The organism is Methylocaldum sp. 14B (genome assembly GCF_002005105.1).
GTDB lineage: Bacteria > Pseudomonadota > Gammaproteobacteria > Methylococcales > Methylococcaceae > Methylocaldum.
Genome location: NZ_MSCV01000033.1, coordinates 12850 through 36612, shown reverse-complemented (window position 1 = coordinate 36612; position 23763 = coordinate 12850). Strand labels below are relative to the sequence as shown.

Genomic DNA, 23763 nt, shown 5'->3' with positions numbered 1-23763 from the left:
GTATCTTGAGTCGGTGTCGGTTGTCACTCGTGTGTCGGCATCTTTCGTTGCGTGGCGTGTCGCATGGTGCGCAGTGATTTCGGTGTTTGCCATTGCATTGCTGCTTGGCAGCCGTGCGGGCGATTTTTTGGCTATCGAGTCCAATAATCCTCGGCAGGCCGACTTGGTCGTGATTCTGGGCGGCGGGTGGGAAACGCGAGTGGCGACGGGCGGATCTTTGATGCGCGACGGGTGGGCTGAGCATGTTCTTTTAACCGGAGTACAGAAAGCGCACGATCGGAATGGGGAACCGTCGAACGATCCGAGATATAGCTATCTCCGGTCGTTGGGAGTGTCGAGTGAAACAATTCTGCTGGACAGTTCCGCCAAAAGCACATGGGAAGAAGCGCACGTTATAAGGGATTTGGTTAAGAAAAACGGCTGGAGCAGCGTCCTTATCGTTTCCGATCCGCCACATTTCCGGCGGCTCGGATGGGTTTGCGAGCGGGTATTGGGTGTCTCGAATATCGATTATCGTTTGATCGCGAGCCGGCCGCGTTGGTGGAATCCAAGTCTGTGGTGGGAAAACAAAATCTCGGCTTCCTTTGTACTTAAAGAATTCATAAAGCTTTTTTATTACCGCGTTAAGTATGTTTGAGTTTAGATATCTTGGGTAATAGGAGGCTATTCCAGTTGACCCTAGAAACCCTTCGACTTTGCTCAGGACAGGCCCTTCGACTTTGCTCAGGGCGAACGGCCTACTGGACCAGTGCCGTTAAGGTAAGCTGCCATGCCACGTAGGGAAGGTCCCGCGACTAAAGCGATGTTTGCGCCTTGCGCTGGTTGTGCTGGTTCCCAAACTCCCGTTTGGGAACCCAGTTTGGGAAGCTCCGGCTTCTCGATTCGCGTGCGGTTTCTGGAAGCTAGAGCTTCTCGGGTAGGACGCCCAAACGGGAGTTTGGGCGCCAGCGGAATGGGCTGTTTGCGATTGGAATAACGGGGTAGGACTTATTCCAAATTGCTTTCAGTCAGGAATTCATTTTGTAGGATGGGTTTCGCTTCGCTCTACCCATCCTACGATGAATGTTCGCTCGAATGCCGAATGGAGTTAAGCGGATGATATCGCCTTATTTGGGGCAGGCACTAAGAATAGAAATAGAGAAAGGCCGGACATAATGGTTGCAACAGATTCGAAAACTGAATTGTGGGATATCGGACTCAAGTTTTGGGGGTGGTTCAGCCTTTTGATAGGGATATCGGTATTTACATTTTTTGACGGCCTCAAATTCGTCTTCGGATACTGGACGACAAGCGAGGAATACAGCCACGGTCTTCTGATTCCGTTCATCACCGCTTTCCTGATCTGGCAGAAAAAAAACGAACTGGCCCGGTTGCCGTTCGAAGGCTCCTGGGCCGGTGTAGGTGTCGTCGGCTTGGGGTTGGGACTTTATTTTCTGGGCGAATTGGCGACGCTCTACATCATCGTCCAGTATGCCTTCCTGGTCGTCTTGTTCGGCCTGGTTCTCGCGGTGACCGGGTTCAAGATATTCAAGCAGATTTGGATACCGCTGTTCTTTTTGTTTTTTTCGATTCCCTTGCCCAATTTTCTCTACCAGGGCCTGTCGGGCAAACTTCAGCTTCTTTCCTCGGCACTCGGCGTCTCTTTCATTCGGGCCTGCGATATCAGCGTTTATCTCGAAGGCAATATCATCGACCTCGGCTCGTACAAGCTTCAGGTGGTGGAAGCCTGCAACGGGCTGCGTTATCTCTTTCCCCTGATGAGCCTCTCGTTCATGTGCGCCTATTTCTTCAAGGTGGCATTGTGGAAACGGGCCGTAATTTTTCTCTCCAGCATTCCGATCACGATTCTGATGAACAGCTTTCGCATCGGCATCATCGGGGTAATGGTCGAGTACTGGGGAAAATCGATGGCGGAAGGATTCCTGCACGATTTCGAGGGCTGGGCAATCTTCATGGCCTGCACCGGCCTACTGGTGGGGGAAATGTGGCTGCTGGCCAGGATCGGGCGGGAGCCGCGGCCGTTGCTGGAAGTGTTTGGTTTGGCGTTTCCGGAACCGTCGCCGAAGGATGCGTTGTTTCGGGAGCGCACCTTGCCGCGCCAATACTGGCCGGTGCTGGGGCTTTCGGTCGTGGCATTGGGGGGTGCTCAACTCCTGCAGCATCGGGAAGAATTCGTTCCTCCTCGTGCCGAGTTCGTCGATTTCCCCATGCAACTGGCCGATTGGACGGGGCGGCGCGAGACGATGGAGCAGCAATACATCGATGCGCTCAAATTCGATGACTACATTCTGGCTAACTATGTCCGCGACGGGGTCATGCCGGTCAATTTTTATTCCGCCTATTACGCCTCCCAGCGCAAGGGCGAGTCGATACATTCGCCCCGCTCCTGCATTCCGGGCGGCGGTTGGGAAATCAAATCGCTGGAGACCGTGAATGCCGATCTTCCCGGCGAGGAAGGCGATCCGCTTAGGATCAACCGCCTGGTCATTCAGAAAGGCGAGGATCGCCAGCTCGTTTACTACTGGTTTCAGCAGCGCGGGCGCAATCTGACCAACGAATATGCCGTGAAGTGGTATCTGTTCTGGGATGCGCTGACGCTTAATCGTACCGACGGCGCCCTAGTGCGGCTCACGACCTATCTTCCCCGCGGAGAGGAGCTCGCGACGGGCGAGGCGCGGCTCAACGAGTTCCTGCGTGTCTTGAAGCCGCAATTGAATCGTTATATCGCGGATTAGACGCATGCGCTTAATTTTGCCGAAGTTGTACGCCAAAGCCGTTAAGTCAAGCTGTCATACCGGCAGGGAGTGCCGGTATCCAGAGCACGGGGATGTGATCCAGGCTGATGCTATCCCTGGCTTCTGGGTTCCGGCATTCCCTGCCGGAACGACGGTATGGAGCTTAATTTAGCGGTATTGGCAGGTACGGATAAGGATTTTCTATGCAGCTTTTTGTGCTGTTCTTGACCACCCTGTTTCTGGCCATGGTGTTGGTGGCCGCACTGATCCGATTTTCTGCGCCGCTCGGCCTGGTGGATGTTCCCGATGCGCGGAAGGTCCATGTTTCGGCGATTCCACGGGTGGGCGGGATCGGCATGGTCATTGCGACCATCGTGGCGCTGCTCCTGGAGTTCGATCTCGATTCCGGATTCCGGATCTGCCTGCTCGGCGTCGGCATTCTAAGCGTGTTCGGCTTACTCGACGATCGCTACGACCTGAACTACAAGATCAAGTTTTTCGGTCAGTTCGTGGCGGTGCTGGTGGTGGTCGTTTTCGGCGACATCGTGATCCGCCGCTTGTGTTTTTGGGACTGCGGAACGCTGCCCGATGCCGTCGCTTACCCGCTGACGGTATTCTTTTTGCTCGGCGTGACGAATGCGATGAATCTGGCCGACGGTTTGGACGGACTGGCGGCGGGACTCAGCATTCTGAGTCTGGCTTGCATTGCGTTTCTAGCCGATTTGGCCGACGGCTATCAAACAATAGCGACTGCTGTTGCCATCCTGGGCGCCATCTTGGGATTTCTGCGCTACAACACCCACCCGGCCATCGTGTTCATGGGCGATACGGGCAGCCAGTTTCTGGGCTTCTCGGCGGGCGTTCTTGCCGTGTTGCTTACGCAAAAGGTCAATACGGCGCTGAGCGGTTCTTTGCCGCTGCTGATCTTGGGATTGCCGATCATCGACACTTTGCTGGTCATGGGGCATCGGATACTTCGCGGCGTGTCGCCGTTCAAGCCGGACCGGAACCATTTTCACCATAAGCTCCTGTCTCTGGGTTTCGACCATTATGAGGCAGTGCTGACGACGTACGTGGTCCAGGCGTCCTGCATTCTTCTCGCGTATTTTCTCCGTTACGAGTCCGACCTATTGGTTCTGGCGATCTATCTGGCCCTGTTCGCCGTGGTCGGAGCATTCTTCCCGCTCGCACAGGCGTTCCGTTGGCGCCTACACGGAGTCGACCGTGGCCAGGCGTCGTTTCTCACCCGAAAATTGAATTTGATTCTGGAGAAAGCCTGGCTGGACAAAACGGCTTTTCAATCCGTCCGTCTCGCCGTGCCGTTGTTCCTGGTTGCAACCGCCGTCACAACGAAGGAGGAGGATCTGGACGAGATTGCGGTGTTTGCCGCGGGAATTCTGGTGACCTGGCTGGTTTGGGTAGGGGCTCGTCTTCCCGGTGCGGGCTTCATCGAGCGCGTGGCCGTTTACTCGAGCGTGATCCTGGTGGTTTATCTCGCCCAGACCGCCGGTTTCGAGTACTCGGAGGCGGAGCGCTGGTTCAATTACGCTATCGCCTTGCTGGCCGTCATCGTGGGCGTGGGCGTGCGGTTTTCGGGGCGCTACTTCACCCTGACGCCGTCGGACTTCCTGGTGATGTTCGTGCTGTTGGTCGCGGCGAACTTACCGGTTTTTAGTCAAGTCAACTACGCCAAGATCGCCGTCCAATCGGCGATCCTGCTGTACGGCGTCGAATACGTCCTGCGCCGCGGGAGCGGAACCGTCTGGGCGGTGCGGAGCGGTGGGATGCTGGCTCTGATCGCGCTGGCTCGCTGGATGGTTCTTTGAGCCGGGTTCTCCGTACACTCGAACGCGGCCCGAGATCAGCGGAGCGTTTCATCCCAAAAACGGGGGGGGGCGCCGTGGTAGGTGCGAATTTATTCGCACAGTCAACGGCTTATTCCGTTCGGCATTCGAATGGACATTCATCGTAGGATGGGTAGAGCGAAGCGAAACCCATCGATGGTGGGTTAGCGCAGCGTAACCCACCGATTCGCGGTCGCTCGGTGGGTTACGGCCTCGCGGCCTAACCCACCCTACAAAAAATTGATTCCTTGTCGGGAATGGATTCCCGACCTACGACCCGGCGGTTCGACGTAGGTCGGCAATCCCTTGCCGACGAATCCCTTCAGCCCTGAATGCCTCCTTCCGTCAGCTTCGCGGGATCCAGAAGCTCGGACAATTCCTCGCGCGGAATCCCGGTCATTTCGGCGGCCACGTCGATGATCGGCCGTTGCTGCTTGTAGGCCGCTTTGGCGATTTCCGCCGCTTTGAGATAGCCGATGACGGGATTCAGCGCGGTAACCAGAATGGGATTGAGTGCCAACGCTTTCTTTAAATTGTCTTCACGAACGACGAAATCGGCGATGGCCTTATCCGCCAATTGACGCGAGACGTTCGCCAGCAGGTCGATGCTTTGCAGCAGATTGTATGCGACGACCGGCAGCATGACGTTGAGCTGGAACGATCCGGACTGGCCGGCGACAGTAATCGTGGCATCGTTGCCGATGACTTGTGCGGCGACCATGCAAACAGCCTCCGGAATCACCGGATTGACTTTGCCCGGCATGATGGAACTGCCGGGCTGTAGCGCCGGCAGTTCGATTTCACCTAGACCCGCCAGGGGGCCGGAATTCATCCAGCGGAGATCATTGGCGATTTTCATGAGGCTGACCGCCACGGTCTTCAGTTGGCCCGACAATTCCACGGCCGCGTCCTGGCAACTCAGGCTTTCGAAAAACGAGGCATTGGGCGCGAACGGCAGGCCCGTGGCGTCGGAAAGCGCCTCCGCCATTTTCGCCGCGAACTCCGGATGGGCGTTGATGCCCGTACCTACGGCCGTGCCGCCCTGGGCGAGTTTGTAGATACGCGGTAATGAGGCGCGCAGACGCTCAACGCCGTTTTGGATTTGCAACGCCCAGCCGGAGAGTTCCTGGCTCAGGGTGACGGGCATGGCGTCCATGAGATGGGTGCGTCCGGTCTTGACCACGTGCTCGATCGATTGCGCCTTGTAGACGATCGTGGTCTGCAAATGCTCCAGTGCGGGGATGAGCTGTGCGTTGACGGCGAGCGCAGCGCTGACGTGGATCGCCGTCGGAATGACGTCATTGCTGCTTTGCCCCATGTTGACGTGGTCGTTGGCGCTCACGCTTTGTCCGCAGGCACGGGAGGCAAGCGTGGCGATGACTTCGTTGACGTTCATGTTGGTGCTGGTGCCGGAACCGGTTTGGAATACGTCGACCGGAAACTGGTTGCCGTAACGTCCGTCGATTATGTCCTGCGTTGCCCGCTCGATGGCCTCGGCAAAGCCGCAGTCCAAAACGCCCAAGTCTCTATTTACGCGGGCGGCGCACTGCTTGATCAAGGCTACGGCCGCGATAAAGGCCGGCGGCATCTTGAGTCCGCTGATCGGGAAATTTTCCACCGCGCGCTGAGTTTGGGCGGCATAAAGGGCATCGGCCGGCACCTGCAATTGGCCCATGCTGTCTTTTTCGATGCGGAAAGCGTTTTGGTTCATGACATTGAAAATCGGTTAAGTGTTAACGGATTAGTTAGGCCGCATGATGTTTGATAAGCCGGACTAGGACAGGCTATGGAGAAACTCGCCTAACCGTTCTTCGTCGAAGGGCCAGCCGAGTTCGGCACCCGATGCGGAATCGCGCACGACCGGAATCCGTACGCCATAGCGGTGTTCCAACTCGAGTTTCTCGGCGATATCTACTATCTCGACGGGAATCTCGGCGCCTTTCGCTTGAATCGCTTTAGACAGCAGAAATTCCGCGTCTTCGCACAAATGACAACCGTGTGTGCCGTAAAGTATTAGTCGAATCAATCTTGCTCGTCCTCGCTGGATACGGCCGGAAGTTTGCGCATCGTCGTCCGGTTCCGGAGCGCGGCAATCTGGCCTCGGTGATAGGGGCAGTGACGGATGTCACGGGGACATCGCTCGCGAGCGGCTAAGCTTATCAGATTAGAGGGGAAACATGCCGAACGAAGATTGTTCGACCGCTCCACAAGTGGGGGGCCTTACGGATAGAGGTACTCAAGCAGCGGCGATGTCGTTTTTCTGGCGAGGACAAAAGAGAAAACGCCCGTTTCATGTCGCATCGGATAATGTCGGGCGTGGTTTCATCACGACGTCCGAAGTGTGGGCGCTTATGGCAGGTATTCGTCGACAGCGCGCCTGTTCCATCGTTTCCAGCTTGGAAACGATGCGGGGTAATCGATCCCGGTCGCCAAACGGTCGCCGGAACCGCTATGCTTAGCCCTCCGTTTAGCGAGCAGCGGGCGCGTGCCGCGTGCGTTGTTCGCACGGAAAATCGCCAGACGGTTGGGCATTCTCCGCGTTCTGAATTACCGAAATGACCGCCGGCCGAATCTGTTGATTGTCAACGAGGTAATTTGTCACAGACGGCGAAATGAATTTACTTGCAGACTGGCAATTCGCCCGGTTTGCCTTATCGAGGAAGCGCTCTGCGCGGCAAGCTCCATCGAAATCCTGAAGGGAGAGACGCTACGATGATAACGTCTTTAATCCGCACCACCCGGCGTGCCAATTTGCTGATGAGGGTTGGATTTTGATTTGTAAAGGTTCGAAAGTCGTCAGAAAACGGTCAGTTTTTGGTCAAATATGGTTTGTTCCGCCAACTGCAATGCTAACCACGAATGCCGGAGCCTGTAGGTATGGAGATCGGTAAGAGTTTGCTATTCGGCCCTTTTCGGCTAGACGCCGGAAACGCCGTCTTGTGGCGAGGGTCGGAGGTGGTGGGCTTGCCGCCGAAAGCCTTTGCGCTTTTGCACTACTTGCTTATGAATCCCGGCCGGCTGTTAACCAAGGACGCTTTGCTCGATGCGGTCTGGCATCGCCGCTTTGTCAGCGAGTCGGTTCTTAAAGGATGCGTCAACGAATTGCGCAAAGCTCTGGCGGATGATCCGAAGTCACCCACTTACATCGAAACGGTGGCGAAACACGGCTATCGCTTCATTGCCGAGGTAATGCAGGCAGACAGCCGGGAAGTTCGTGCGCCGGCACTGTCGCCAATAGCGGCCAATCGCGCAGCCCATGATGTGAATTCGATGTATTGGGTAGGGCGGCGGAGCGAGTTGGAATGGCTGGAAGCACGCTTCGAACGGGTAAGGCGTGGTGAGCGTCAGATAGTCTTCTTCACCGGCGAGGCCGGGATAGGCAAGACCACCCTAATCGATATGTTTCTGGCTCGCGCCAACGGCACGAATCTGGGGCTGCTACGCGCCCGATGCGTCGAACAGTGCGGTGCGGGAGAGGCGTTTATGCCTTTGATCGAGGCTTTGGAGAACGAATGCCGCGGAGCTGGCGCGCAGCAATTGGTCGACCGGCTGCACCGACATGCACCGACCTGGCTGATGCAAATGAACTCGGTCTTGACGCCCGCGGATAAGGACAAGCTCAGCCAGCAGGTCCTGGGCGCAACGAATGCCCGAATGCTCAGAGAGGCGGCGGAGTTTTTCGAGAGCATCAGCTCCGAATTTCCCTTGGTCCTGGTGATCGACGATTTGCATTGGGGCGATTATGCGACGGTCGATCTTATCTCTCTATTAGGGCGTCGAAGTTCACCGGCTCAGTTATTCGTCATCGCGACATACCGACCGGTCGACGTAAGTTTGACGCAACACCCGATCAAGCGGATCAGGCACGAATTGCAGGCGCGCGGTTTATGCGCCGAGCTGGCCTTGTGCGGTCTGGGCGAGGACGAAATCAAGGAATATTTGGTATCGCGCTATCCCGAAGAGGGGGGGCATGAGACTTTATCGTCGTCCATTTACCGATGGACCGAGGGCCATCCCTTTTTCATGGTAAATCTGGTCGAACATCTGGTCGATTTGGGGCGCCTTACATCGAGTTCCTACGATACGGGCTCGAAGCTGGCGATACCCGATAATCTCTTGGAAATGATAGACGCGCAAATCGATCGCCTGAGCGCTTCCGAGCGGCGCTTGCTCGAAATGGCGAGCGTATTCGGCGTCGAATGGTCTGCGGCACTGCTGGCAGCCGTATCCGGCGAAGATTTGGCGACGATCGAACTGTGTTGCGATGAACTCCGCCGGCGCGGCCAGATGTTGAAGTCATGCGGTGCCGACGAGTGGGCGGACGGGATAATGGCCGGACGCTATGGTTTTCGGCATTCCCTCTATCGCGAAATCCTTTATCGCCGCCTTGCGCCCGGGCGCCGGATGCAGTTGCACCGGTCCACCGGAGAATGCTTGGAAAATGGATACGGCGAGAAATCCAAAACGATCGCGGCGGAATTGGCCAATCATTTCGAGCAAGGCAAACAGCTGTCTAAGGCAATCATGTATCTGCGTCTGGCGTCGGAGAACGCCGTGAGCCGCTATGCCAACCGAGAAGCGATAGACTACATCAGCCACGCGCTACGCCTGTCCGAGTCGCTTCCGGAGGCGGAACGCGAGGCCTTAATCATGGAATTGCTGTTCAGACGCGGTGTCGTAAAGCGTTCTATGGACGACACCGATGGCGCCATGGAAGACTTTTCGGCTATTCGCAAGCTTGCGGTCAGCGCGGGTCTTCCGCTTTGGGAGCTCAAAGCCTTGATTGAACAAGGCAGGGTTTGTTATTGGATGGATCGGCCCCGCTGCCTCGCGTTAGTGACCGAGGCGGTAGAACGCGCTCTGGATTTAAAGGACGAGATGATCGAAATCCTGGTTCGAGGCTCCTGGGCTGGATGGCATAACACTTTGCAGGGATGGAGCGAGCACTACATCCGGGATTGTCGAAAGGCCATGGATATGGCCCGCGCAACGCGGAATCGCGAATTGCTTAACGCCAGCCTCACCTTGCATTCCAGTTTCGAATACGCCAGGGCCGACTATCGGTCGGCGATCGCTCTCGCACGCGAGGCAATGGAGATCGCTCAGAACCGGGGCGACGCATTGCAATACATGGTTTGCGAGGCCCTTTGCATAAGGTCGATGCTGCACATCGGAGAGTGGGGGGAAGCCCGGCGCCATATCGCCAAAGCATTAGAGATGGCCGAAAGGAACGGCAATGTCTTTGCAATCATCCATTTCACTCTGCTCATGAGCTGGTTACACGAGCAGGCTTTGGATTACGAAGGTGCACGGAGTCTGTGCCAGGCCGCGATGGAAAAAATGCACGACCAGCGGGATTCCTCGAATGCCTTTTTCGGACTGATCCGGTCGGGGGCGGCCCATCTGGGTTTGAGGCAACACGCCGAAGCCTTCGAGAGTTTCGCCAAAGCCGATCAGCTGCTGGATGCGTGTCAGGGACTGATGGATTGGTACCTGCGGCCGCTCTTTCATTTGGGCCTGGGTGAATACTGGCTGACGCAAGGCCAGTGGGAAAAAGCCGAAGAGCAGGCCAACAAGGTTTGCGAGCTCTCGGCCTTGCCTCCCGATCCGGCTTATCTGGCGCTGGGACATCGGCTGTTGGCCGAAGTGGCCATGGGCCGAAAGGCATTGGATACGGCTGGGGCGGAAGTCGAACAGGCGTTGTCCCATCTCGGTACGATCGAGGCCGCACTCGCGGCATGGCGGGTGTACGCAACCGCTGCGGAGCTGGATAGCCGAAGGGGACGCCTCCCTGAAGCGGAAACCTACCGCCATCGCAGCGCAGCGATACTTCGAGGCTTGGCCGAATCCATGGACGAGGCGGATTGCCTGCGTCAGTCGCTGCTGCGACATCCGCTGTTAACCGGCATTTGCGAGTAATTCCAAATCAAAACTTCGCGTGAATTCCGCCGAATACCGTGGTTCCGGGAGTGTAGCGGGCGTAGATGCCGCCGGTTCGGTTGTTGGTAATATTGTCACCGCGCACATAAAGATCGAGTTGCGGCAACACGCGATAGGTGGCTATGAGATCGACACGGACGGTGTCGTCCGTGGCCAAAGTCGCCGCGCTATCGTTCCATTGCGAGCCTTGGTATGTTGCATTCGCGCGGAGGCTCAGCGGCAAGGCATCCAGGTTCCACTGCGTCCAGATGCGGCCGGATTTTTCCGGATGCACCGGCAAAGGCCGGTCGTTGTCCAGATTGCGGCTGTACTGATAAGTGAAGTCCAGACCGCTGCGGAGCTGTTCGGACCAGAGAACTTCCAACGAAGCCTCTGCTCCGGCGATGCGGGCCCGCGGCGTGTTGCCGAGGCGAACAAAGCGTCCCAAGCTGATTTCTGAAGTGATCAGGTCGTTATAGCGACCGTAGTAGCCGGTTACGGAGATGTATAGATTGCGGATCGGCACCCAATCGAATCCGGCATCTGCCGTCAAGCCTTTCTCCGGTTTGAGAATGGGACTGCCCAAGAGCGGCATATACAGTTCGCCGTAGCTGGGGGCGCGGAATGCGGTGCCCGCGTTGGCCCGGAGGCTCAAGGATGACGAAACGTCCCAGCGAGACCCGAAATGCAGTAGCGTGTGTTTGCCGTAGTCGTCGTGGCTTTCCACCCGGACGCCCGCTTCTTGGTACCATTTCCCCAAATCGGCCTGCAGCTCGGCAAATCCGATCACGGTCTTTCGCTCGTCGTGGAATTGCGACGATTGCAAGGGATGTTCACTTTCCCCATGCTCGTGACGCACCTGCCCACCCCACACCAGTCGCCAGGATCGCTGGCGCGTCTGATCGTTTAAAAGTGCGTGACTGTTGCGCCAATCGGCGAACATCAAATGGCTGCTGAAACTGAACGGTAGACGCCCGGCTCGAGCGGCGACGTCGTTCTCGGTGTAGGCCAGCTGCAACCGACTGGTCCAGTCATCGGTCAGATGCGCTGAGGCGGTATTTTGGGTCAGCCACAGTTTTTCGTGAAAATCCGTGGTCGCACTGTCGACGAAGGTGGGAAGACCGGCCGGAGTCACCCCCGGTAGATCGGCGTCCTGCCATGAGTCTTTGTAGAGGACGCTGCCGTCCACGGCCAAATCCGGCGTGAACCGCGCGCCGTATCGCGCTATCCCTAAGGTGCTGCCGAAGCGGTCCCGCTCCGGATTGCCCCGGTCGGGTATGGCGTCGTACGCACCGTCGAATTGGTTCACCCGACTTCCGGTGACGGAAATGTCGGCATGCTCGGCCAGCAAGCCGCCGCTCAGTGTCGTGCGGAAGGTTCCGAAGCTTCCCCCTTCCGCGTGAACCAAACCATAATCTTCCGTGGTCCGTTTGGAACTCAACTGAATGCTGCCGCCCAAAGCTTGGCTGGTGTAGTAGGCATGGTTGGAACCGAGAACCACGGTAGCTCCGCCCAAGGCTTCGGCGGGAATGGTATCGAGCCAGCTCAGTGCCGGCAGTGCCGTCAGTAACGGTACGCCATCGAATGTCACCATGCCTTGGGTGTAAGTCACGCCGCGTACCCTCAGTCCCACGGCGCGGCCCTCGCTGCCCCGGAGCACGAAAACGCCCGGCGTTCCGCGCAGGAAATCGTTGATATTGCTGTACTGCGAACTTTCGACGTCATTCCGTGACCGAAAAGTGGCATTGTTCGTAAGCGCTCGTGAGAGATTGTCGGCGGTTTGGGGCAGACCGTCCGTGGGAATCACGGTCACCGGAGGCAGTTCCGTCATATCCGCTCGCAATGAAGCCGGTGCACACTGCGCAATCAGTAAGACCGCGGCCGGACCGGCCAGACCCCGTTTGCCCACCTTGACCATGAATCGTGTTTAGCGATTATCGAAGGCTAATCCGGTTCGTAAGCCAGGATCGGCGCCAGCCACCGTTCGGCTTCCCTAAGCGTCACGCCTTTCCGTTTCGCGTAATCCTCGACCTGGTCGCGGCCGATCTTGCCGACGTTGAAATATTTCGCCGCCGGATGTGCCAGATACCATCCGCTGACGGAGGAAGCGGGGTACATCGCGAAAGACTCCGTCAAGCGGATGCCGCTGTTCTGTTCGGCTGCCAGCAGTTCGAACAGCGCGGCCTTTTCGGTGTGGTCCGGACAGGCGGGATAGCCGGGGGCAGGGCGGATGCCCCGATACGCCTCGGCGATCAGTTGCTGGTTGCTGAGCTGCTCGTCCGGCGCGTAGCCCCAGAACTCGCGGCGAACCCGCCGGTGCATCAGTTCGGCGAGGGCTTCCGCCAGACGATCGGCCAGGGCCTTGAGCATGATGCTGCTGTAGTCGTCGTGGTTGGCGGCGAAGCGGTCGAGATGTTTTTCGATGCCGTGGCCGGCGGTAACGGCGAAGCCCCCGATATAGTCGGGCACGCCGCTCTCTTTCGGCGCCACGAAATCGGACAGGCAGTAATTGGGCTGGCCGGGCGGTTTCACCGCCTGCTGGCGCAGATGGCGAAGGACGGTCAGCGTTTCCTTCCGGGTATCGTCGGCATACAGCAGGATATCGTCGGCAGATGCGTTAGCCGGGAAGAATCCGACCACCGCGCGGGCGGTCAGCCACTCTTCCGCGACCAAGGTTTCGAGCATGGCCTTAGCGTCCTTGAACAAGGTGCGCGCATGCTCTCCGACCACTTCGTCGTCGAGAATTTTCGGGTAGCTGCCCGCCAGCTCCCAGGTATGGAAAAAAGGCGACCAGTCGATGTAATCGACAATTTCCCGCAACGGGTAATGGTCGAATACCCGTAGACCCAAGAAAGTCGGATGCGGCGGCACGTAATGCTGCCAATCGCCATGGAAGGCGTTGGCGCGCGCCGCGGCGATCTCGTGCAGCGGGTTTTGTGCCTTGCGTCCCGCGTGGCGTTGGCGCACCTCTTCGTATTCGCGCCGCGTTTGCGAGATGAAATCGTCCCGCAAATCTTCGCTTAAAAGACTCCCGGCGATTCCGACACTTCGCGAGGCATCGGTCACGTAAACCGCCGGGCCGCTGTAGTTCGGCTCGATCTTGACGGCGGTATGGGCGCGCGAGGTGGTTGCGCCTCCGATCAGCAGGGGCAGAGTGAAGCCCAGCCGCTCCATTTCTTTGGCCACATGGACCATTTCATCCAGCGACGGCGTGATCAGACCGGACAGTCCGATGATGTGGACATCATGCTCGCGCGCCGCGTCGAGGATTTTCTCGCAAGGCACCATGACGCCCAGATCGATCACTTCGAAGCCGTTGCATTGCAGCACGACGCCGACGATGTTCTTGCCGATGTCGTGCACGTCGCCTTTGACCGTGGCCAGCAGGATTCTGCCGTTCGATTGAATCGTACCGCCGGCTTTTTCCACTTCCATGAAGGGCATCAGATAGGCCACCGATTTCTTCATGACCCGGGCGGATTTGACCACCTGCGGCAGGAACATCTTGCCGGCGCCGAACAGGTCGCCGACCACGTTCATGCCCTGCATGAGCGGACCTTCGATGACGTGCAAGGGGCGCGCGTATTGCTGGCGGGCCTCCTCGGTGTCTTGCTCGATAAATTCGTCGATACCCTTGACCAGCGCATGTTCCAGGCGCTTCTCGACCGGCCAGTGGCGCCACGCGAGGTCTTCCTTCTTTTCGACGGTTCCGCCTTCGTCCCGGTATTTCTCGGCGATGGACAGAAGCTGTTCGGTGGCGTCCGGATGGCGCGCGAGGATCACATCCTCGATGGCATCCCGAAGTTCCGCCGGAATGTCTTCGTAAATCGCGAGCTGTCCGGCGTTGACGATACCCATGTCCATGCCGGCACGGATCGCATGGTAAAGAAAGACGGCGTGGATGGCTTCGCGCACCGGATTGTTGCCGCGAAAAGAGAAAGACACGTTGGAAACGCCGCCCGAGACCAGGGCATGGGGCAGGGTTTCCTTGATCTGGTGCACGGCTTCGATGTAATCGAAGCCGTAGCGGTTGTGCTCCTCGATGCCGGTGGCGACGGCAAAGATATTCGGGTCGAAGATGATGTCTTCGGCCGGGAGTCCGACCCGTTCGGTGAGAATCTTGTAAGCGCGGGCGCAGATTTCCACCTTGCGCTCGCGCGTGTCCGCCTGGCCCTGCTCGTCGAAGGCCATGACGATGACCGCGGCGCCGTAGCGGCGGACCAGCTTGGCGTGGCGGATGAACGCGTCTTCGCCTTCCTTGAGCGAAATCGAGTTGACGATGCCCTTGCCCTGAAGACATTTCAGTCCGGCTTCCAGGATGTCCCATTTGGACGAGTCCAGCATCACCGGCACGCGCGCGATGTCGGGTTCAGAGGCGATCAGGTTCAGGAAACGGACCATGGCGGCCTGCGAGTCGAGCATGCCTTCGTCCATGTTGACGTCGATGATCTGCGCGCCGTTCTCTACCTGCTGGCGGGCGACGTCGATGGCCTGCTCGTACTTCTCCTCGCGGATCAGGCGGCGAAAGGCCGCCGAGCCGGTGACGTTGGTGCGCTCGCCCACGTTGACGAACAAGGATTCGGGGCCGATGTTCAGGGGCTCGAGCCCGGCCAGGCGGCACTTCGGTTCGATAGCCGGCAGATGTCGCGGCGGGAAATGCTCCACGGCGTCGCGAATGGCTTTGATATGGGGCGGGCGAGTGCCGCAGCAGCCGCCTACGATGTTCAGAAATCCCTGCTCCGCCCATTCCGCGATTTCCTTGGCCATGGCTTCCGGCGATTCGTCGTATTCGCCGAATTCGTTGGGAAGTCCGGCGTTGGGGTGGGCCGAGACATGGGTGTCGGCGATGTGCGAAAGCTCTTCGATGTACTGCCGGAGCTGCTTGGCGCCCAGCGCGCAGTTGAAGCCGATGGAAATGGGTTGCGCGTGGCGCAGCGAATTCCAGAAAGCCTCCACGGTTTGCCCGGACAGGGTGCGGCCAGAGGCGTCGGTGATCGTGCCCGAGATCATGACCGGCAAGCGGAGTCCGCGGTCGTCGCAGTACTGTTCCACGGCGAAGACGGCGGCCTTGGCGTTCAGAGTGTCGAAGATCGTTTCGATGAGAATGATGTCCGCGCCGCCGTCGACCAGGCCTTGGGTGGCTTCGTAATAAGCGCTGACGAGATCGTCGAAACTGACGTTACGAAAGCCGGGGTCGTTGACGTTCGGCGAAATCGAGGCGGTGCGGTTGGTCGGGCCCAATACGCCGGCGACGAACCGCGGCCGGTCGGGAGTCTTCTCGGACATGGCGTCGACCGCTTGCCGCACCAGCCGGGTCGCTTCCACGTTGAGCTCATAAGCCAGTTCCTCCATGCCGTAATCGGCGAGGCTGACCCGATTGGCGTTGAAGGTGTTGGTTTCAATGATGTCCGCACCCGCTTCCAGATAAGCGTCGTGAATCGCCCGGATGATCTGCGGCTGAGTGAGGCAGAGCAGGTCGTTGTTGCCCTTGAGATCTTTCGGCCAGTTCGCAAAACGCTCTCCGCGATAATCCTTTTCCTCGAGCCGGTAGCTTTGGATCATGGTGCCCATCGCGCCGTCCAGGAAGAGAATCCTTTCGGAAAGAAGTTGTCTCAATAGTGCGGTGCGGGCGTTCAAATCGGTCATCGTGGGATATTCCGGGGTAAGGGAGAATTCGAACCGGCGTTTTGACGGCAAAGAGTTCTATTTTAGAGACAGACGGTCCGGCAATAAACCGGTTCATGCGCGGCAAGCCGGTGTATTCCTTGCCATAAGGAAATGAATGATGTCAAAATTCGGCTCGCTTTCAAGAATAGCAAGCTGTTCCGCCCCACGGATGCCTCTTTTTTTGCGGGGAAGAGCAACCGCTACAATAAACGTTCCGGGGAGATTTCTATGAATTTTCGAGCTTTCGGCGCAGCCGGCCTGATTTGGCTTGTTGGAGCCATGGGGACGACCGCTTTGGGAGAAGTCCCGCTAAAAGACAACAGCGAAATTGTGGGTACGTGGCGCCTCGAGTCGGTGGCTCCGGCACTTAATAAACCCAAGATCGAGGAAAATAGGACCTGGGAATTCAAATCTGACGGTACCATCGTCACTTCGGGTTACAACCGGCATTTCAAAGCGGAAGATCGGCACGAGTGGAAGTACAAGGTCGTGGACGGCAAGATCGTGGCGGATGATCCGGGGCGGCCGGGAAAAACGATCGATTACATGGTCTACGAAAAAACGCCCGACCGAATGATCCTGAAAGGCGGTATCGAAGGATTTTATTTCTTTAAAAAACAATAATTAGAGGAAACCGGATATGAATAAGTTTTTTCAGTTCAATAAAGATGACCGAACGATGTGGCTGGGCATGTTGGGAATTAGCGCGATCTTTATCGTGCTGATGTCGTTGTTTACGACCACGTCCCCTTTCTATTACGCGAAACGGATTCTGATCACGATCTTTATCATGTTTCTGCCGGGCTACGCGATTACCAAGCTGTTCTTCGATCATATGGAGTTCACGGAATACAGGGCGCTCGATAAATTCTTGGTTTCGTTCTTCTTTTCCATAGCCACGGTGCAAACCTTGTACTTCATCGCGACCTACGTGCGGACTTACGCCTTAAACGTGGATGAAGATGTCATCAGCAGTAACGCGATCTCGATATCGATTGCTCTCTTGGTTACCGCAGTTGCCTTTGGCGTCAAATTTTATTTGAACAAAAAGAAAACGATCGCATCTTAAAAATAGGCTTTGTTCGGCAGATTTGATGACAACTATGAGTTCCGGTGATTCTAATTCAAAAAGACCTACGGTATTTCAGGTGATTGCCAGTGTCGTCGCGGCGGCTTTCGGCGTTCAAAGCTCGGCTAACCGGGAGCGCGATTTCGCCTTTGGCTCAGCCAAGGCTTATATCATCGGCGGCATCATTTTTACGGTGCTGTTCGTGGTGGCCGTCATTGCCGTGGTGAATCTGGTGATCAAATCCGCCGGGACGTAGGAACGCTTGAACGGTGACGCCGTCAAAAACCCCGCAGGTTTGCCGCGGGGTTTTTCTTTGCACAGAATTTCGGCGTGTCGCTTGTCGAGGAGATCGGTTGACGAATTCTGGAGGCGACGATTAATCTTCCCTGAAGCGGTGCCCATGCCGCTTCGTTTCGCGACTTAACGCTTACGTTTAGTAAGCGATTCAGGGATCCCTAAGGACTAAACGGAGGCTAGGATGGCCGATATTCCCACCAAACATGTCTCGTACTGGATCGATTCGACGCCGGAAACGGGCTATCCGGAACTTCCGGGCGATCTTTCCGTCGATGTAGCCGTTGTCGGTGCCGGTATCGTGGGCCTCACCACGGCGCTTCTGCTGAAACGGGCTGGGCGCAGCGTGGCGGTGATCGACTCGCGGAAGATCGTCGGGCAGGTCACGGGGCGAACCACCGCCAAATTGACCTCGCTCCACGGTCTTATCTATTCCTATCTGATCAAAACTTTCGGCGAAGACGGCGCTCGCGCCTATGCCGAGTCGAATCAAGCCGCGATCGAGATAGTCGACACCATACGGACGCAACTCGGCAGCGACTGCGATTTCGAGCGTCAGTCGGCATTTACCGTTACCGAGTCGGAGGAGCAGGTGCCGGCATTGGAAGCCGAGATGGAAGCTGCCGCGAAGCTTGGATTGCCGGTCGATTTCGTCACCGAGACGACCTTGCCTTTTCCGATTGCCGGCGCGGTACGCTTCGATCACCAGGCGCGTTTCCACCCTCGGAAATACCTGCTGTCGGTCGCACAGGCGGTGAGCGGCGACGGCTGTGCGGTTTTCGAGAATACTCGAGTGCTGGACGTCGAAGAGGGTACCCCGTGCCGGGTGCTGACCGATAAGGGGAAAGTCGAGGCGCGAGACGTGGTCATCGCCACCAATATTCCCATTCTGGATAAAGGCGGATTCTTCGCCAAAGTGTTTCCGAGACAACATGTCGTCGTCGGGATTCGAGTTGCCCCGGAGCAAGTCCCCGACGGCATGTTTCTGTCGGTGGGAGAGCCCAAATATTCGGTTCGCGTCCATCCGACGGATAAAGGGCCGTTGCTGATCGTTTCGGGACAGGGCTATCGGACGGGGCACGCCGACACGGCGCAGAAGTCGAGAGAGCTCAGGTGGTTCGTCCAAAACCGCTTTCAGGTCACCTCTATCGAATACGAGTGGATCAATCAGGATTACGACGCTGCCGACCGAGTGCCTTATATCGGTCATCTCACGCCCGGCTCGAAGCACCTTTATACGGCAACCGGATTCAATGCCTGGGGTTTAACCAACGGCACGGTGGCCGCTACGATCATTTCCGACGAGATTATCGGCAACCACAACCGCTGGGCGAAGCTCTACCGGGCTACGCGCGTGAATCTCAAGGCATCGGGCGGAAAGTTGCTGAAGGAGAACGTCCATGTCGGGGAAATGTGGTTAAGGGACAAATTGGCGTCCGGTCATAGAAAAACGGTGGAGACGGTTGCGCCCGGGGAAGGAGAGATCATCGATCTCCACGGCAAAAAAACCGCCGTGTATCGAAACGAGGAAGGCCGAATTCACGCTGTATCCGCCGTTTGCACGCATCTCGGCTGTATCGTTCACTGGAACAAAGCGGATAAGTCATGGGATTGTCCTTGCCACGGCTCGCGCTTCGATGCCGAAGGAAAGGTGATATCGGGGCCGACGCGAAAGGAACTCGAGCCTGTATCGTTGTAACCGGCCACAGGAGACGGTAAAGAAAATTCAGCCGTGAACCATCGTCGCAAACTTCCCTGGATTCGCCGCTAAGCTTGGGCGGTTGTCCCAGAATTCTTGATCGGTAATCATCCTGATTATTTTTCGTGTCGCATTTGAGTAATTATTTGTTCAAGTCGCGATACTTTTTGTTTTTCCGGAGATGCATCTTTAGTCAGGGCTCGGTTCATTGATTAACGGTCGAGCAGGTGCGCTCGCGGGCGTCGTGCGACCGGTTTGACTCGATGGCCGTATTAAACGGATTTGGACATTAGGAGAAATCCTTAACGCCCGGTAAAACGTCTTTTTACAGTAGCGCACAGGGACGTAAACGCTATGCAATCCGACGAACACCCCGCCGATTTACGGCAGACTCCTGAAAGAGGTGGCGCCGCGCTTTGGACTGCGGTGGCGCTAACCGTTTATTCCGTGTTGGGAGCCGTTCATGCAAAGGACTACCGAAGCATCGACGGTTACGGAAATAACATCGCCCATCCGACATGGGGTATGGCCGGTGCTTACCTGCTGCGCAGCGCGAGCGGAGCTCACTATACGGACGGCATTTCCTTGCCGGCTGGGGCCTCGCGTCCGAGTCCCCGCGAAATCAGCAATGCCGTTTTCGCCCAAAATGACGATCTGATTCCCGCGAAAGGCCGCCAGAGCGATTTCATGTGGACCTGGGGGCAATTTTTGGACCACGATATGGGACTCACCCAAGGAACGGCCGAAAGCTTTCCGATCAAGATTCCAGCGGGAGATCCGTTTTTCGATCCCCGGGGAACAGGCACAAAGACGATGCCTTTCTCGCGCGCCATCTTCGATCCGGCCACCGGGACGAGCACCGGCAACCCGCGCGAGCAGATCAATGAAATTACCGCTTACATCGACGGCTCCATGATTTACGGGTCCGACGAGGCTCGTGCCCGCTGGCTTCGGACCGGGCCGTATCTGAAAGGTTCGTCCGGCAATCTGCTCCCGTACAACGACGGGACCCAACCCAATGCGGGTTCGCCCGAGCAACCGAATTTTTCGTCGGCTCTATTCGTCGCGGGCGACATCCGGGCCAACGAGCAGCCCACGCTTGCGGCCATGCATACGCTGTTCATGCGCGAACACAATTACCAGGTCGACCGAATTCGCGAGGCAAATCCGGATCTCGATGACGAAGAACTGTATCAGCGCGCCAGGGAAATCGTCATCGCCGAAATTCAGCATGTTACGTACGAGGAATATCTGCCGGCGCTTTTGGGGCGAGGCGGCCTTCATATGAGATCGAGCTACGATGCCGGGGTCAATCCGGGGCTCAGCTCGCTTTTTTCGACAGCCGCCTTTCGGCTCGGGCATACCATGCTCAGCCCGTCAATCTTGCGTCTCAACGAAGACGGCTCGCCGATCAGGGAGGGCGCGCTTTCATTGCGGGAAGCATTCTTCGAGGCCACGCCTCCCATGCTGGCCGGCCGTGGCATCGATCCTCTCATCCGCGGTGTGGCGGTGCAGCGCATGCAGGAGCTGGATGAAAAAATCGTTGATGATGTTCGCAATTTTCTGTTCGGTGCGCCGGAGGCCGGCGGGTTGGATCTGGTTGCGTTCAATATCCAGCGCGGCCGTGACATGGGATTGCCCGATTTCAATACCGCGCGTGCGGATCTTGGCTTACCCCGCAGATCCAGTTTCTCCGAGATCACCTCGGATCGGGCTATGGCAACGAGCTTGGAGCGCCTTTACGGCAACGTCGACGACATCGATATGTTCGTGGGTCTTCTCTGCGAGGACGACATGCCCGGCACGATGTTGGGCGAAACGCTGAGAGCCATACTGATGGATCAGTTCCACCGCACTCGTTCCGGAGATCGCTACTGGTATACGCGGACCCTGAAGGGGAAGGATCTCGCTATGGTGCGCCAAACGCGCTTGTCCGACATCATTCGCCGCAATACGTCGATACGGAAGATTCAGAAAAACGTGTTTTTTGCACCGAATCACGATCGCTGAGGCAGGGGCCAGAGCACCCGATGGCGATTAGGCGGAGGCTTATCGCGGTCCGGTCGATGTCACCGTGAAAGAGCAATGATGGCACTGACGGTTGACTTACTGTGGCACTCCGTGCCTATCACCGGGACAATCTGCGAACGTTCCGCTCGCGCCAAACGATGGTATAAGCGTCCTTTGGTACCATTCGTATTACAATCGGCTGAATCACGGGCATGGGTTGAAGATGGGCAGGATAGCTCAATTCGATGATTCACCGGTGGCTGTGGCGGATGGATTTACTTGGTGCAGCCTTAACTAGTGAAGAAACTTGTCATGCAAATCTGGGTCGATGCCGACGCCTGTCCGAACGTCATCAAAGAGATTCTGTATCGTGCGGCGGAAAAACGGCAAATTTCGCTGACTCTCGTCGCTAACCAGCCCCTTCGAACGCCGCCGTCGCGTTATATCCAGGCCATTCAGGTGCCCGCCGGGTTCGATGTGGCCGACAACAAAATCGTTCAGGCAATTCAGCCCGGCGATCTCGCGGTTACCGCGGATATCCCGTTAGCCGCCGAAGTCGTCGAGAAGGGTGGTTATGCGCTCAACCCGAGGGGGCAGTTCTACACGAAAGACAATATCCGCGAACAACTGACGTTGCGAAACTTCATGACGGAGCTGCGCAATAGCGGGGTCGAAATGGGTGGCCCCTCGTCGTTGAGCCAGGGCGACCGCCAGGCGTTCGCGAATCAGCTGGATCGTTTCTTATCCCGACAAGGCAGGAACTGACCAGAGCTTCACGTCCACCGTGACCCTATTCGATCGCCGTGCCTCAGCCCGTCAATAGCGCTCGAAGCCGGTCGCGGCGGCCGGTTCGGGTTTCGGTTCCGCCAACAGCGAGCGCTTGACGAAGAAGATAGCCGCCATCGGCATCGCCAGTCCGACGATGGCGACGGTGATGAACAGCGCGCCGAGTTCGCTGTAATCGGCTGGAATTTCTACGGCTCCGGTGCTTGCATTTCTGACCTCGCGCGTGACGGTGAATATCTGGTTCAGATATTTGGTGCCGAGTTGCGAGAGCGATAGCGCCAGATTGGTAAAGGCGGCCATGACCGCGAAATAGGTTGCCTTGAGCCTTTCCGGAGCCGAGTTGGCGATCCACGCGAGCATCGGGATCATCGCGATCTGGCCCAGGGGCGACTCGAGCGCCGTGTCGATCAGGGCGATGAACCGGGCATCGACGACGCCGCCGGTGCGGGCGGCGGTCCAATGGTGAAATCCGTAGAACATCGCGATATTGGGCAAGAAAAGGACGGCGCCGGCAATGGTCAAGAAGGCAATGATATAGGTGATCGGACGCTCGGCCATGAAGCGGCGGAAGATGAACATGCCGAACAGCGTCAATGCGCTGGCGACCAGCGAAAGCTGAGATAGAAACTGTTGATCGAAACCGAGCTCGTCGATCATCCACCAGGTCGAACCGGCGCCGGTCGTGGGGATCGCGCGGAATGCGAAAATCACGATAGCCGTGGCGTAGAGTTCGTGTCGCGCGCGCTCGGGAAGGTCTCGGGTCAATTGCCGCATCAGGAACAACACGATGCCGAGAGAACCCGCGAAGATGATTTCCTCGTTGAGTGGCACGGCGGCCAAGCCCATGCTGGCCGAGAACAGGACGAACACCAGGCCGCCGCCCAGAATCCACCAGTTGGCCTCGGGCAATTCGTCCATGGGTCTTCCCAGGAACCGCTCGATCTGGTCCATCTCGAAACCTTGAGCGGCTAGCCGCTGTACGTCGCGCCAGCGCAAAGCGGCGGCCAACGCCACGCCAAGAACGGAAACGGCCGGAATGATCAGCGCCAGGCGGTAAATCTGAAGATAAACCGCCGCTTTCTCCAATTCGCCAAGGTTTTCGACGCCGCTGAAAAGGTATACGTTGACGGCGGCGACCAGAACGGTGCCGCCGATGATCGCGACTCGCCCCAGGGTCTGCATGGTGGTGTGGGCCAGGCGAAGCTGTTCGTCGCCGACCGGACGGCCTTCTCGGTCCACGCGAGGTACGGCCTCGACGGTCATGGCGTCCGCCACCGTGTCCTGCAATACGTAACCGACCGGCGCCAGCAGGGCGGAAAGAACGTACCAGGTTTCGATCGGCATAAGCTCGCGCATGGCGTCCGGTTTGTCGAGCAGACCGATCATGATCAAGAGGCTGGCGGAAATCAGCCCGGCACCGAGAATGATGAGGCCGGACTTGTGGCGCCAGATCAAGTCGACCAGATGCCCCATAGGCATCTTCAAGGTCCAGGGCAGCATCATCCAAAAGCTGAGGGCGGCCAGGAACTCCGCAGACAGGCCCAGATATTCCTTGACGAAAAAGGTGCCGACGATGCCGGTCAGTCCGGAAATTCCGGCCGCCATGTAGACCATGAGGGGCGGAAGATAGCTCAGGCGCATTTGGCGGCCGAGGTCGAGAACGTTGCGGTCTAGCCATTCTCTCCAATGCATGGGAATCTCTCTCCTTGGTTGAATATTCCAAACGATTGTAGAACAAGC

15 protein-coding genes are annotated in these 23763 nt (G+C 57.5%); 10 read left to right on the top strand and 5 right to left on the bottom strand.

Features of this window, described 5'->3' with window-relative positions; genetic code table 11:
- Positions 1–82: 82 nt before the first annotated feature.
- From B2A78_RS20260 to B2A78_RS20250, 3 genes are all read left to right on the top strand, one after another.
- Positions 83–637, top strand: a complete 555-nt coding sequence (locus B2A78_RS20260; protein ID WP_168175487.1) for a YdcF family protein — start codon at positions 83–85, stop codon at positions 635–637.
- 517 nt (positions 638–1154) lie between these two features.
- The gene (xrtD, locus tag B2A78_RS20255; protein ID WP_077731866.1) at positions 1155–2735 is read left to right on the top strand and encodes a VPLPA-CTERM-specific exosortase XrtD; all 1581 of its coding nucleotides are present in this window, start codon (positions 1155–1157) and stop codon (positions 2733–2735) included.
- A gap of 203 nt (positions 2736–2938) precedes the next feature.
- Positions 2939–4561: an MraY family glycosyltransferase gene (locus B2A78_RS20250; RefSeq protein ID WP_077731865.1), complete on the top strand. Its 1623-nt coding sequence runs from the start codon at positions 2939–2941 to the stop codon at positions 4559–4561.
- Positions 4562–4901: 340 nt separating this feature from the next.
- Here the strand turns inward: B2A78_RS20250 and B2A78_RS20245 are convergent, their stop codons facing one another.
- The gene (locus B2A78_RS20245; RefSeq protein WP_077731864.1) at positions 4902–6290 is read right to left on the bottom strand and encodes a class II fumarate hydratase; all 1389 of its coding nucleotides are present in this window, start codon (positions 6288–6290) and stop codon (positions 4902–4904) included.
- 63 nt (positions 6291–6353) lie between these two features.
- Positions 6354–6605 (bottom strand): glutaredoxin family protein, encoded by a 252-nt coding sequence (locus B2A78_RS20240; protein ID WP_077731863.1) that lies wholly within the window; start codon positions 6603–6605, stop codon positions 6354–6356.
- 851 nt (positions 6606–7456) lie between these two features.
- Here B2A78_RS20240 and B2A78_RS20230 point away from each other — a divergent pair.
- The gene (locus B2A78_RS20230; protein ID WP_168175486.1) at positions 7457–10498 is read left to right on the top strand and encodes an AAA family ATPase; all 3042 of its coding nucleotides are present in this window, start codon (positions 7457–7459) and stop codon (positions 10496–10498) included.
- A 7-nt stretch (positions 10499–10505) separates the two neighbouring features.
- Here B2A78_RS20230 and B2A78_RS20225 read toward each other — a convergent pair whose 3' ends face one another.
- Positions 10506–12329, bottom strand: coding sequence for a TonB-dependent receptor (locus B2A78_RS20225; RefSeq protein ID WP_168175485.1), 1824 nt, complete (start codon positions 12327–12329; stop codon positions 10506–10508).
- A 113-nt stretch (positions 12330–12442) separates the two neighbouring features.
- Positions 12443–16144: a methionine synthase gene (gene metH / locus B2A78_RS20220; protein ID WP_077731859.1), complete on the bottom strand. Its 3702-nt coding sequence runs from the start codon at positions 16142–16144 to the stop codon at positions 12443–12445.
- 249 nt (positions 16145–16393) lie between these two features.
- Between metH and B2A78_RS20215 the strand changes: the two genes are divergently transcribed.
- From B2A78_RS20215 to B2A78_RS20190, 6 genes are all read left to right on the top strand, one after another.
- On the top strand, positions 16394–16789 hold the full coding sequence (locus tag B2A78_RS20215) for a hypothetical protein (RefSeq protein ID WP_077731893.1): 396 nt from the start codon (positions 16394–16396) through the stop codon (positions 16787–16789).
- 16 nt (positions 16790–16805) lie between these two features.
- Entirely contained in the window at positions 16806–17234 is a 429-nt protein-coding gene (locus B2A78_RS20210; RefSeq protein ID WP_077731858.1) for a hypothetical protein, read from the top strand.
- 79 nt (positions 17235–17313) lie between these two features.
- On the top strand, positions 17314–17490 hold the full coding sequence (locus B2A78_RS20205; RefSeq protein ID WP_240502611.1) for a DUF2970 domain-containing protein: 177 nt from the start codon (positions 17314–17316) through the stop codon (positions 17488–17490).
- Between the two features lie 222 nt (positions 17491–17712).
- On the top strand, positions 17713–19227 hold the full coding sequence (locus B2A78_RS20200) for an FAD-dependent oxidoreductase (protein WP_077731856.1): 1515 nt from the start codon (positions 17713–17715) through the stop codon (positions 19225–19227).
- A gap of 354 nt (positions 19228–19581) precedes the next feature.
- Complete coding sequence (locus tag B2A78_RS20195; protein ID WP_077731855.1) at positions 19582–21237, top strand: peroxidase family protein; 1656 nt, start codon at positions 19582–19584, stop codon at positions 21235–21237.
- Between the two features lie 312 nt (positions 21238–21549).
- Positions 21550–22002, top strand: coding sequence for a YaiI/YqxD family protein (locus B2A78_RS20190; RefSeq protein WP_077731854.1), 453 nt, complete (start codon positions 21550–21552; stop codon positions 22000–22002).
- A 51-nt stretch (positions 22003–22053) separates the two neighbouring features.
- On the opposite strand, the gene B2A78_RS20185 is transcribed toward B2A78_RS20190, so the two are convergent.
- Positions 22054–23715: a hypothetical protein gene (locus tag B2A78_RS20185; protein ID WP_077731853.1), complete on the bottom strand. Its 1662-nt coding sequence runs from the start codon at positions 23713–23715 to the stop codon at positions 22054–22056.
- Between the last annotated feature and the right edge of the window lie 48 nt (positions 23716–23763).

Coding starts and splice junctions, on each gene's coding strand:
- xrtD (WP_077731866.1), top strand. CDS start 1,155: ATGGTTGCAACAGATTCGAAAACTGAATTGTGGGATATCGGACTCAAG.
- B2A78_RS20250 (WP_077731865.1), top strand. CDS start 2,939: ATGCAGCTTTTTGTGCTGTTCTTGACCACCCTGTTTCTGGCCATGGTG.
- B2A78_RS20245 (WP_077731864.1), bottom strand. CDS start 6,290: ATGAACCAAAACGCTTTCCGCATCGAAAAAGACAGCATGGGCCAATTG.
- B2A78_RS20230 (WP_168175486.1), top strand. CDS start 7,457: ATGGAGATCGGTAAGAGTTTGCTATTCGGCCCTTTTCGGCTAGACGCC.
- B2A78_RS20225 (WP_168175485.1), bottom strand. CDS start 12,329: ATGACGGAACTGCCTCCGGTGACCGTGATTCCCACGGACGGTCTGCCC.
- metH (WP_077731859.1), bottom strand. CDS start 16,144: ATGACCGATTTGAACGCCCGCACCGCACTATTGAGACAACTTCTTTCC.
- B2A78_RS20215 (WP_077731893.1), top strand. CDS start 16,394: ATGAATTTTCGAGCTTTCGGCGCAGCCGGCCTGATTTGGCTTGTTGGA.
- B2A78_RS20210 (WP_077731858.1), top strand. CDS start 16,806: ATGAATAAGTTTTTTCAGTTCAATAAAGATGACCGAACGATGTGGCTG.
- B2A78_RS20200 (WP_077731856.1), top strand. CDS start 17,713: ATGGCCGATATTCCCACCAAACATGTCTCGTACTGGATCGATTCGACG.
- B2A78_RS20195 (WP_077731855.1), top strand. CDS start 19,582: ATGCAATCCGACGAACACCCCGCCGATTTACGGCAGACTCCTGAAAGA.
- B2A78_RS20190 (WP_077731854.1), top strand. CDS start 21,550: ATGCAAATCTGGGTCGATGCCGACGCCTGTCCGAACGTCATCAAAGAG.
- B2A78_RS20185 (WP_077731853.1), bottom strand. CDS start 23,715: ATGCATTGGAGAGAATGGCTAGACCGCAACGTTCTCGACCTCGGCCGC.